The sequence below is a fragment of the Filimonas lacunae genome, assembly GCF_002355595.1.
Lineage (GTDB): Bacteria > Bacteroidota > Bacteroidia > Chitinophagales > Chitinophagaceae > Filimonas > Filimonas lacunae.
Window position 1 is genome coordinate 6,547,612 of sequence record NZ_AP017422.1, and the last position, 12,676, is coordinate 6,560,287.

Sequence of the window (12,676 nt, forward strand, 5' to 3'; positions counted from 1 at the left end):
CAAAAAAATAGTTAGTCCTTAATTCCATCCCAGCACATATTGAACATCTGTTCTATAAATTCCGGTGTAATTTGTAACTGGTTATACTGCACATACTTCACAATTTCCCGGATAGTACCGCGCACATACAACATCAGCCACATCACGTCTAATTGCTTTACCAGCCCCTCCCTTTTTCCCTTTTCAATCATCTCTTTCCAGGGCAAAAACACCTCTTTATAAGTAGCTCTCGATTCTTCCGAAATATAAGGAGAGTGAAAGCACTGTTCAATGAACACCAACTCGCTAAACCTGTCCATACTGTGCCTGATCATGTTTACCCAGATGGTATGAAAGGCTACTTTAAAAGGTGCAGTGGGGTCGAACCCGGCAAAATAATCCCGTGCATAATTGGAAAAACACCTGTCGAACAATTTGAGAATCAACTGCTCTTTGTTTTCAAAGTAGGTGTATACCGTTCCTGTAGCAAAACCAGCCTTTTTAGCTATCATGTTCACCGTAATACCCGAAAGGCCATGCTCCTTCACTAACTGAAGGGTGGCTTCGAATATTTCTTCAATCTTGCTATCGTCTTTTGGTTTCACGAAGCAAAGTTAAATGAATATATATTCAACAAACAAAAGAAATTTAGGTGCCGGTCGAAAAATTAACCTACCATTCAATTGCACTACTTTTGCCCCCGGGTTACCCCAAACTATCATTGCGCACAGAGAAATTACATAACGAACCGGCCTTACTACAGGCACTGGCTAATGGCAGTTCCGAGGCATTTACGCTTATTTTTACACATTATAGTGCAGGAGTGTATGATGCTGCAATGGCCTATTTGCAAAATGAAAACCAGGCGCAGGAAGCAGTTCAGGAGGTATTTTTAAAAATATGGCAGAAGCGGGAACAACTGGCTGAGGTGGAAAAACTGCAGGACTACCTGTTTATTGTAGCCCGCAATTACATTTTCAACCAACTGAAACACAACGCGCTTACTGTTACCGTTTTACACCAGCACTATCAACAATCCAACACATTTTCTAACGACACCGATTACCGGGTAAGGGAAAAACAATACCAGCAATTGCTGGAAGCTGCTATCAACACCCTGCCGGCAGAACGTAAAAAAATTTACCTGCTGGCCAAAAATGAAGAGTTGAGCTACGAACAAATAGCCCAACAACTCGGCATATCCCGTCATACTGTAAAAAATCAAATGTACCAGGCTTTGCAAACTATACGTTTGTATATGCAACAGTACATGCCCCTCTACCTTACTCCCCTTTCCCTGACGGTTTTGATACCTCATTAAAAAAATTTCCTCCCGCAATAGGTCTGCCCTTTTCCGTAACTGTCTTTACTACAGACACCCTTCCCCTATTCAAACTAACAGATTATGGAAAATAAGGACCTGATTATATTATTGGAGAAACATACGAACGGACAGCTCACTGCTGCAGAAACCATCCGGTTGATGCAACTACTGTCTGATGATAGTGCCGACGATTTTATAAAGCAACAAATCGCCAACAGGCTACAGCAATCCAGTAGCAGATACCATATGAGTACTGAAGCGGAACAGGCAGTTTTACAGGCACTTTTGTCCGAAATCGATATAGCTGCCACCGCGCCTCCTGCTTCCCGCAAACGCGCATGGATGATACAGCTAACCAGGTATGCTGCAGCAGCGGCCATTATCGCTGGCATATCCGTTACTATTTTCCTGCTATATCCCACCACCCATAAACCCACTCCCGAAAATACTACTGCTCAAACATTCCAGGTAATGCCCGGTGGCAACAAAGCCACCCTTACACTAGCCGACGGCAGCACAATTGATTTAGACAGCGCCCGCGCCGGCGCACTGGCCCAACAGAATGGCGCTAACATTACCAAGCAAAGCGACGGAGTGCTCACTTACAACAAAGCAAGCGCCAACAACAATACAGCTGTAGCCTTTAACACCCTGCGCACACCCCGGGGCGGCCAGTTTCAGGTTACTTTGCCCGATGGCAGCCGTGTATGGCTGAATGCCGCATCCTCTCTACGCTACCCTACTGTGTTCAACGATAGCATCCGTAACGTAGAAGTAACCGGCGAAGCTTATTTTGAAATTGCCAGCCACAAGGCACAGCCTTTTATTGTAACTACACACAACCAGAAGGTGCAGGTACTGGGCACCCGGTTTAATGTAAATGCGTATGAAGATGAAAACGCCACCAGCACCACCCTGCTCGAAGGCAGCGTAAAAGTATTGCCCAACGGCACACCTGGCGTGGTGCTTACCTCTGGTCAGCAAAGCCAGGTAAAAGCCAGCAACATCAGCATAAAAGAAGTAGCCGCGCCCGACAATGCCATTGCCTGGAAAAATGGTTATTTCAGTTTTTCCCATGCCAGCATTCCTGCTATTATGCGTCAGCTGGCACGCTGGTATAATGTAGACATAGAAATACAGGGAAATTTCGACAACCAGTTGTTCACCGGCGAAATAGAAAAGAACCTGCCTTTGCAGGAAGTGCTGAACGGATTAGCCAGCACACATATTCACTATAAAATGGAAGCAGGCAACAAGCTTCTTATTATACCATAATAAACCTGATTATCTCAACTACTAAAAACAACCGTATGTAATCCAAAACAATACTGCACGTACACTCTACAAAACAAAAAGCCGGCAGTGCTCGCAACACCACCGGCCAAAGCATGTGAGTTATTCAATTTTCTAACGCTCTACGTTTTTTATCGTTTAACCCAAATTCATACAAAAGTATGCAATTAACTATTTGTGGTAGGCGAAGGCTTCCTGCTGTGCTTACCCGTTCCCAAACTTGGCATTTCATGAGATTAACCACGCTGCTGTTGCTGGCAGCTCTTGTTCAGGTAAACGCAAGAGGCATTGGCCAGACAGTCAATTATTCTGCACGTAAGGTTTCGCTGGAAAAGGTGTTTTCTGTGCTGAAACAACAAACCGGCTATGTATTCTTTTACAACGATAACGATGTGAAACTGAATACACAGGTGAGTGTTGACTTTAAAAACACCCCCCTCCGGGAAGCCCTTACCGAAAGTCTGAAAAACCAACCGTTACAGTTTCAGATGAAAGGCAAAACCATTTTTATCACACAAAAGACAGCAGCCGAAAAGCCTCCCGTTTTACAGGCTGCCCCTCCGCCACCTGTTGACATCACCGGTGTAGTAACCGACGAAAAAGGCAAACCCATTGCAGGTGTAACTGTTATGTACCTGGATAAAAAGGGTTCCGGCACTTTTACTGACAAGGAGGGCAGATTTAAACTAACAGTAGCATCGCTTCCGGCAACCATTACTTTCAGCTATGTTGGCTTTAACAGCTACGGCGTCACTGTTAAAGATCCTTCGCAAGCAGCACTCTCTATACAGCTGCATATCAATCCAGGTATGCTGGACAGTTTTGTAACGGTTTCTACGGGTGTTTTTACCCGCAAAAAAGAAAGCTTTACGGGAGCTGTATCTACTTTTAATAATAACCAGCTGCAATCGGTAAGCAACCAGAACATTCTTACCAGCCTTAAAACCCTCGACCCATCGTTTATAATGATGGATAACAACCTGTCGGGATCAAACCCAAACTCTTTGCCCAGCATACAAATAAGAGGGCAGAGCGGTATTGTAACCGGCAGCACTACCGATCAGTTTGGATCGGACCCTAATGAACCGTTATTTATACTGGATGGCTTTATCACCACCCTAACCATTGTAAACAACCTGGATATTAACCGGGTAGCTTCTGTTACCCTGTTAAAAGACGCAGCATCCACCGCCCTTTATGGTGCCAAAGCGTCTAACGGTGTGGTGGTTATTGAAACGCGCAAACCCCGTGCAGGCAGAATGCGTGTAAGCTACAGCGGTGACTTTAACATACAGGCGCCGGATTTAAGCGGCTACAATATGATGAACTCGACAGAAGAGTTGCAATTTGAAAAACTGGCCGGTCGCTATACCTACTACGACAGCTCTTCCTATACCTCCCAATACAAACTTGACCAGCTTTATAGTAAGCACTTACAGGCAGTAACCAGCGGTGTGAACACCTACTGGCTCAACGAACCTGTACAAACAGGTTTTACACAGGGCCATTCTGTATATGCAGAAGGCGGCGACGATGCTATCCGCTTTGGATTGGGTGGCAACTATAAAGAAGTAAATGGGGTGATGAAAGGCTCGGACCGTAAAACGTATAGCGGCAACCTGGATTTCTCGTACCGGACCAACAAATATAGCCTGGCCAATAAGTTTTACCTGAATGGTTATACCGCTAACGAATCTAATTACGGCAGCTTTTCCAACTTTGTAAATGCCCCTACCTATTTTCCTAAGCTGGATAGCAACGGCCAGGTGGGCAAATACTTAGAAGAAAGCATTAACTATTACGATCGGGCCATTTATATTACCAACCCGTTATATGCTGCATCCCTCCCAGGCATTAACAATACCAAAGCGCTGGGCTTTACCAACAACTTCCAGCTCACATATAATATCACACCTGCCTTACAGGTACAGGGTAGCATGTCTATAAACCAAAGCACCACCACTGCCATAAAGTTTACCTCGCCTGACAATGCTTTGTACGATGATAGTGCCTATAATAAAAAAGGCAGTTACATTAACAGCAGAGCAAACTATTTCAACTATCAAAGCTTTGTAAGCCTTAGCTATGGTAAAATATTTGCCAACCTGCACCAGGTAACCGCCAACGTACGTGCCGAACTGGAGGAAACTAAAAACGGAGTGCTGGGCTTTACTGCCGTAGGCTTTCCTTCTGGTAGCGTAGGTAATCCTTCCTTCTCTTATGGCTATCCTACTTCCGGCAAACCCACCTCCTACAATTCAAAATACAGGAGAAATAACGTAGTTGCCAGTCTTAACTACATTTACAACAGGCGCTACATGCTCGACGCTACCTTTCGGGAAGATGGCTCAACCACCTTTGGCTCTAACCGCAAATATTCTCCTTTCTGGAGCACAGGTATAGGATGGAACCTGCATAACGAAAAATGGTTCAGAGGCAGCAGGTGGCTGCAAACATTCCGTGTTCGCTTAAACCGCGGTACTTCCGGCAATCAAAACTTCTCGTCCCTGTCGTCTACCTCAACCTATGCCTACAACAACAATATCAACCTGTTTGGCCAGGGTACAGACCTTACCACTTTAGGCAATCCTAATATCAAATGGCAGTTAACCACCACTACCAACCTGGGAACCGACCTGGTATTGTTTAAAAACCGTTTATCGGTTACAGGTAACCTGTACCGCAAAATTACCAATCCACTGGTGGTAGTGATAGACCTCCCCTCTTCTACCGGCTTAACCAACTACCCAATGAATGCCGGCAGCATTAACAGCAAAGGTTTTGACCTGGGCATGCGCTATACCATTCTCAATAACCTGAACAAGGTAACCACCTGGAACATTGGTATTACAGCAGGCCTGGTAACCAGCAAATACGAACATTTTAACGGTAAGCTGGATCAGTTAAATAAACAAAACCAGTTAGACAGTTCTATGCTACGCTATACAGATGGTTATAGCCCTACCGACCTATGGGCGGTACGTTCGCTGGGCATTGACCCAGGCAGCGGGAAAGAAGTGTTTTTAAAAAAGAACGGGCAGTACACTTATGATTATTCCACCAACGATATTGTACGTGTAGGCAACACACAACCTACCATGCAGGGCGTTATCAGCTCACAACTGAACATAGGCGGCTTTTCGGCCAGCATTGCTATCCGCTATAGCTGGGGTGCTGATATTTATAACGATGCCCTTTACAACAAGGTGGAGAACATTACTTATAAATCCATTGCCAACAACCAGGACAAACGCGCGCTTTACGACAGGTGGAAGAAAGCAGGAGAGGTAAGCCGCTTTAAGGCCATTCACCTTATCAGTGCCCAGAACGAAAGCACTACGCCTGTTTCCTCACGCTTTGTAGAACGTGAAAACTATTTATCGGGCGAATCGGTAAACATCAGCTATAACTTTTACAATAAAAAGCTACTGAAGTCAATGGGTATGGAAAGCTTCCGCATAGGGGCTTACAGTAATGACTTTTTCCGCATTTCCACTGTAAAACGAGAGCGTGGCACCGACTATCCATTTGCGCGTTCTGTATCGTTCAAAATAAGCGCAACATTTTAATCACTGCTAATAACAAGTCATGAAACGATTATTCCTATTCATAGTCCTGCTTTTTATTACAGGCATGTTTTCTTCCTGCAAAAAATGGTTGTCTGTTCAGCCGGAAGACCAGTTTACACAAGATCAGATTTTTACCTCCACCACCGGCACTCAACAGGCGTTAAACGCTATATACCTGCAAATGGGAGACAATAAGTTGTATGGTGCTTACATGACCATGGTTTTTCCGGAAATACTGGCGCAGCAATATAACATCATTGCTTCCAGTCATACATTAGGGCCTATTACCACTTATACCTATGTAGATGAGAAGTCGGTAATATTTACGGAAGCTATCTGGACAAAGGCTTTTGCCGCTATTGCCGGCGTTAACAATTTCCTGAACGGCATTACCGTCAATCACGTACTTACTGCCGAACAGGATTCTGTTTTGCGTGGCGAAGCTTATGGCTTAAGGGCCTACCTGCACCTGGATATGCTTCGCCTTTTTGGCCCTGTATATGCATCGGCCGATTCTACTGCTTTATCTATTCCCTACTATCGCAACATAAGCACCAACTTCAACCCTTATCTCCCTGCCAACAAAGTAATGGACAGCATTGAAGCTGATCTTGCCGAAGCTGCCAGGTTGTTAAAAAACGATCCGGTTATAGTATGGGGCAAAGGTGGCAACCCCGCTGCCAACAGCGATCCGTTTTTTCAAAACCGCAACTACCGTATGAATTACTATGCAGTAAAAGCATTGCAGGCAAGAACGTATATGTACAGAGGTAATAAAACCGGAGCCTATGATGCCGCTAATGAGGTAATTACCAATGCACAGGCTAAGTTTCCATGGATAACCACTACCGCACTTACCAACGACAAAGACAACCCGGACAGAATATTCTCTTCCGAACTGCTTTTTGCTTTGCAATCGGTAAACATGTATAGCAACTACAATACTTACTATGCCCCTTCGTTAACAGACGCCAATATACTGGCCCCTACAGATGCCCGCCTGAAAACTACATTTGAAGATAACAGCAACGACTTTCGTTATACTTATCTGTGGTTTTACCCTTCTGTGGGCAGCAAAAGCTACCGCACCTTTTATAAATATGCCGATGTAGTAAAAGACACGATGCGTTTCAGGTATATGATGCCTATGATACGCATAAGCGAGATGTACTATATAGCCGCGGAATGTGCTACAGATGCCACCACTGCTATTAACTATTTAAACACAGTAAGGTATAACCGCAACCTGGTTAACCTGGCCAATACCGTTACATTGCGCACAGAGCTTACGAAGGAATATCAGAAAGAGTTTATTGGCGAAGGGCAGTTGTTTTTCTACTATAAACGCATTAACAGGTCTACTATCCCTAATGGCACTTCTACCGCCAGCATTACTATGACCAATGCTAAATATACGGCAGTAAAACCAAGCTCTGAAACTAATTTTCATTAATAGCCAACGTTATTGTTATGAGAAAGTCATTTATTTTTTTAAGCCTGTTAACAGCACTGCTGGCTGCCGACACTTCCTGTAAAAAGAACGACACCCCCATTTATTCAGGTAAAGACAACGTTTATTTTTCCAATAACATCACCACCAAGGCCGACACGCTGAATATCAGCTTTGGGTATAATCAACCCTCTTACCTGGATAGTACTGTTAAACTGATAGTAAAGGTACTGGGCAATACTGCCGCTGTTAATCGCGGGTATAAAGTGAATGTGCTGGCCGATAGCACCACTGCTATCGCGGGCCTGCATTACGATGCATTGCCCGACACCTTTGCCATACTTGCCGGCAAGGTAGCAGACACCCTGCGCATAGTAGCACACCGCACGCCCGATATGCAACAGACCAATTATACCCTGTTTCTGCAGCTGGTGCCTAACGACTATTTCAGCACCTATATGCAGTATTCTGCTACCTATAGGTATAACGTGATAAAAATGACGATCAACGACATTCTTGCCCGCCCTAAAAACTGGCTGGACGTATACCTTGGCACCTTTACCCGGAAAAAAATATACCTGATGGCTGAGATACTTGACCTGGATATAATGACTATTAACAGTAACACCAGCATTGCCAATCTCAACTACTGGGGCAAGTACACCCAGCTGTATCTAAACGACAAAAAGGCGGCAGGAGCACCGGTATATGAAGATGATGGTTCGGTAATGATAATGGGCACAGCAGTGCAATAGGCAATCATTTTAAATTTATACAAATGCGTATATACATTCTTTACTTTTTAATAGCTACCGGCTTGTTAACATTTGTTACAGGCTGCTACAAGGATAAGGGCAATTATAACTATGTGCCTGTTAATACAGTTACCATTTCGGGCATAGACTCGTCTTACACGGTTGACTATGGGCAGCCGTTTACCCTGACTCCTACCCTGCTGCTTTCGAAAGACAGCGTAAACAACACTTACGACAGCACTAAATACAGTTATGAGTGGATTGCCATTAACCCCGGCGCCCTTAAAGCCAGTCAAAAAACATTACTAGCTACCACGCGCGACTTAAACACTAAAATTACGCTTGCACCTACCAGGTACACGGTATACTACCGCATTACAGAAAAATCAACCGGCATTCAGTGGCAGCAAACCTTTTATCTCGTTGTATCTACCACCGTATACGAAGGCTGGCTGATACTATGTAATGTGAACGACAGCAGCCGGCTGGACATGCTTTCTTATAAAGATGGCAAGTACCGAACTATTGTAAACGTACTGGATACCGTAGGTTCGGGACTACCGCCACAGGGCAAGCCTTATAGTGTCACTTATAGCCCTTATTCGCCCACTACTACCGGTATTTACATTTGCACACAAACAGGCACTAACCGTGTAGATCAGAACTATTTTAAATGGAGCAGCAACCTGAATATCAAGTATGAAATGCTGAGTACAGTGCCTGACAATTTTACGGCCGACTTTATCAGCCTGGGCAGCACCAGTCAAACCCAGTATATGCTGGCCAATAAAAACTTCTATTACTACTACTATTCTTTTAATATTTACTTTGGCCTGCCTATTAACCAGATATCCGGAGAAAATGGAACGTTTACCCCGGCTCCTTTTATTGCCCCTGGCCAGAATATCAATGGCGCTATCCTGTACGATCAGGATCATCAGCGCTTTGTAAAGCATGTAGTCAGTAGCACCAGTTGCATTCCTATTACTGCCGACAGCTCGCTGTTTAGCTTCACCCCCCGTAAAAGCATGCGTTACATGACCTTTACTCCCTACGGTGGCGGTGAAGTGTTTTCTGTGCTGAAAGATGACCAGACCGGCAAATCGTACCTGGCACGCTTTACGTTTACCGACAAATCGTTACAGCAAACTTATTATGCTGAGGTAACCGGCACCGACTTTGATAAAGCCGAACAGTTTGCAGTAAGCCCCAATTTGGGTTACTTGTTTTATAGCGTTGGCGGCAAAGTATATGAATATGATATGGGGCTTCAACAAAGCATTTTAATGCTGGATAAAGGAGGTGACCAGGTTTCACTGCTGAAATTTCATCGTTTTGTATCCTCCAAATACAGCTTAGGAACCACCGCCCCTCTTTTAGCCAACAAGCTTATTGTTGGCAGTTATAGTAAAACCAAACCTGAAGGCAGTAACGGCACAATGGAGTTATATGCCGTACCACAGGTAAATGGGGCTTTACAGCTGTATGAATCTTATACCGGCCTGGGAAAAATTGTAAGTGTAGGCTATCGCGAACGTTAACATCATTAGCACATCTTTATAAACCATATATTTTGAAAAAGCATTTCTTACTAACAGCCTGCCTCACCATATCCGGGTGGGGCCTGGTTTGTGCGCAACAAAACAATACAACACTCATAAAAGGCATTGTAAACAAAGAGAAAAAGCGCCCCGTAACTTTAATGTATGTACAGGAAGGGGAGAAATTCCATTACGCTACTACCAACCTTGACAGTACCGGCGGCTTTGGCTTTGTGGTTACCAATTGTAAAGAAGGCTTTTACTACCTGGGCGATACGTTGAAAAGAAACTATACCCGCCTTTATTTAAAAGCGAATGACCAGCTATCGGTAATCCTGGAAGAAGATGGTAGCTACAAGGTGGTGAATGGCTCGGCCGAGAACAAGCTTATACAGCAATGGGCTGCTATGAGCAATACAGTAGAACGCGCCGCGCGCCTGGGCGATAGCACTACCTACTATTCCTTCTTTCCTGCTTTAACCACACTAGCAGGGCAGTCTGATGCTTTTGCTAAAAAGCTGATTACACCTAACAGCAAATTTAATCAGCTGATGAAGCAAACCATTGCTATGGATATGCAACGCTGGGCAGCTATTTTTGTGTCACTTCCTCACAGCGTGCATCCAACCCGCGCACAATGGCCTTCTTTTTACAACACCATAGCAGCGCCCAACAAGTTTAACAGCTCCTCTATATTACAGATAGGGGAAGCAGCAGACTGGCTATCCCTTTACTGTTCTTTCTATTTTATACATGTGCTGCCACGCGACACAGCAGCTAAAAGAATGACGCCGGCCCAGATAGTAACACGTAATCTTCGCGAAATTGATAACGACACTTTAAAAGGTGTATACCTGGCCAACACTTTAAAGATGTTTAAGTCGTACGAAGAGTTAACAGAAACCATACACCCTTACCAGCAATACCTGCTTACCCCTTTAGCCAATCAGCGTTACTTTACTGCCATGAAAAGCCTGAACACCATGCGTAAAGGCGCTGAAGGATTTAACTTCACTTACCCTGATATTACGGGTAAGCAAGTGTCGTTTAAAGATTTAAAAGGCAAGGTGGTAGTGGTAGATGTTTGGGCTACCTGGTGTGGGCCCTGCAAAAAAGAGCTGCCACATTTACAAAAGCTGGAAGAAGAATATGCCGGCAACGCCAATGTAGTGTTCCTGGGTGTATCTGTGGATGAAGAAAAAGATTTTGGCAAATGGCAGCAGTTTGTAAAAGAGCATGCTTTAGGCGGAGTTCAGTTGTTTGCCAAAGGCTGGAGCGATATCAGTAAATTTTATAGCATCAATACTATTCCACGCTTTATGGTATTTGACCAGCAAGGCAAAATTGTTACCATCGATGGGCCCCGCCCTTCAGAACCGGAATTGAAAAAGTTAATTGAACAAACGCTTCAAGGAAGCTAACCCCCATTTTCATTTAACCATAAAAGCCCTCTAAAGTATTTTGCTTTAGAGGGCTTTTTATTAACCAAACGTTTTCGGATTATTGCTGCCCCAATATCACAGGCGTTCTGCCATCTGTAATAATTACTTTATTGGTAGTGTTTCTAATAGCTTCAATCCATTGCTGCTGCAAAATTTTACTGTCTAATCCGGCAGCACGCACCCGGTTGGCTTCTGCTTCCAGTTTTGCTTTTTCCAGTGCAATCTGCGCTATCTGCAGTTCATTTCTGGCACGCTCCGCTTCCTGGCGGGTGTTGTTACGACGCTCAATAGCTTCTGCCATCGACGCTGGTGGTTTTAAGCCGCTGGTAAGAGATAACAGCGTAAACCCTTTCTTTTCAAACTCCGCTTTCAAACGGTTTTCTACTGCCGTTTCAAAGTTGTTCAAATTGTTCATCAGGCTATCGGTGGTAAAGCCGCGGGCCTCCTCTCGATAAGCATTGGTGACCAGGTTGTTTAACACAGCACCTTCAATATTGTCCATGATCTGATCTTCATTTTTAATACCTACGTGTTTAAAGTTGAAGATGATATCTACTCCTTTGCCACGGATGGCCTGGTAAGTAAGGGAGGGATCTACTGTAAACACACCGGCATCCTTTGCGGTGATCACTACTTCCGGAGGATCAGCCTTCTGTTCAAACATAGGCACCTGGTATAATTCGGTACCAGGCCCTAAAATTCCCTGTGCACCCACTACTGCCGAAAAGTCTTCTTCGCCATTACGGCCATAGTTTTTCATTAAAACGCCTTCGTAGTTAGGTTTTACAGGGTTACAGCTGTAAAAAGTTACCAGCAGCCCCGCCAGCAACAGGTTGGTTGTTGTGTTCATTTTTTGTTGTTTTTTAAGTTTATGATAAGGGAAAAGAATAAGTAATAGCAGGTGCGCAACAATGCTGATAAGGCATAATGCCGGCAGTCTTGTTCTGAATAACCATAAATGGATATACAGCAGTGCAATATTTACAATAGCAAATACCAATACAAAGAGTAATGCTTTTTTCATGTTACAATTAATTATAGTTTGATGATAAGAGAAAGCGAAACGGTTACACGTAAAGGCACACAGATGACAGGAACCATACCTGTGCAACTGATAGTGCTAATACACTAACGCCTGAACTGTATCAAGGTTTTGATAAGAAAGCAGTTACTGCTTACGGGAATATGCCTTCAATTGGCATGTAACGCTAAACGCGTAATAGAGAAGTTCATTTTTCGTGGAGATAGTCTCCTGTTTGATTGAGGATGTAAAGATACATAAGGACAGATAAGCGGTATAGCTTGTTACGATGAGTGGTTACA

General features: G+C 44.1%; 9 protein-coding genes. 7 read left to right on the top strand and 2 right to left on the bottom strand.

Annotated elements, in window-relative coordinates; all coding sequences use genetic code 11:
* Positions 1-11 precede the first annotated feature (11 nt).
* A complete protein-coding gene (locus tag FLA_RS25705; protein WP_076375731.1) occupies positions 12-584 on the bottom strand; it encodes a TetR/AcrR family transcriptional regulator in 573 nt (190 codons plus the stop codon).
* Between the two features lie 116 nt (positions 585-700).
* On the opposite strand from FLA_RS25705, the gene FLA_RS25710 reads away from it, so the two are divergent.
* From FLA_RS25710 to FLA_RS25740, 7 genes are all read left to right on the top strand, one after another.
* Positions 701-1,300 (top strand): RNA polymerase sigma factor, encoded by a 600-nt coding sequence (locus tag FLA_RS25710; protein WP_076375733.1) that lies wholly within the window; start codon positions 701-703, stop codon positions 1,298-1,300.
* A gap of 84 nt (positions 1,301-1,384) precedes the next feature.
* Entirely contained in the window at positions 1,385-2,578 is a 1,194-nt protein-coding gene (locus tag FLA_RS25715) for a FecR family protein (protein WP_076375735.1), read from the top strand.
* 248 nt (positions 2,579-2,826) lie between these two features.
* Positions 2,827-6,165, top strand: a complete 3,339-nt coding sequence (locus tag FLA_RS25720) for a SusC/RagA family TonB-linked outer membrane protein (RefSeq protein ID WP_076375737.1) — start codon at positions 2,827-2,829, stop codon at positions 6,163-6,165.
* A 19-nt stretch (positions 6,166-6,184) separates the two neighbouring features.
* Positions 6,185-7,618, top strand: a complete 1,434-nt coding sequence (locus FLA_RS25725) for a RagB/SusD family nutrient uptake outer membrane protein (RefSeq protein ID WP_084206022.1) — start codon at positions 6,185-6,187, stop codon at positions 7,616-7,618.
* 17 nt (positions 7,619-7,635) lie between these two features.
* Complete coding sequence (locus FLA_RS25730; RefSeq protein WP_076375741.1) at positions 7,636-8,370, top strand: DUF4843 domain-containing protein; 735 nt, start codon at positions 7,636-7,638, stop codon at positions 8,368-8,370.
* 23 nt (positions 8,371-8,393) lie between these two features.
* Positions 8,394-9,911, top strand: a complete 1,518-nt coding sequence (locus FLA_RS25735; RefSeq protein WP_076375743.1) for a PKD-like family lipoprotein — start codon at positions 8,394-8,396, stop codon at positions 9,909-9,911.
* Between the two features lie 32 nt (positions 9,912-9,943).
* On the top strand, positions 9,944-11,332 hold the full coding sequence (locus tag FLA_RS25740) for a TlpA family protein disulfide reductase (RefSeq protein WP_076375745.1): 1,389 nt from the start codon (positions 9,944-9,946) through the stop codon (positions 11,330-11,332).
* A gap of 79 nt (positions 11,333-11,411) precedes the next feature.
* On the opposite strand, the gene FLA_RS25745 is transcribed toward FLA_RS25740, so the two are convergent.
* Complete coding sequence (locus FLA_RS25745) at positions 11,412-12,377, bottom strand: SPFH domain-containing protein (RefSeq protein ID WP_197705829.1); 966 nt, start codon at positions 12,375-12,377, stop codon at positions 11,412-11,414.
* Positions 12,378-12,676: the final 299 nt, after the last annotated feature.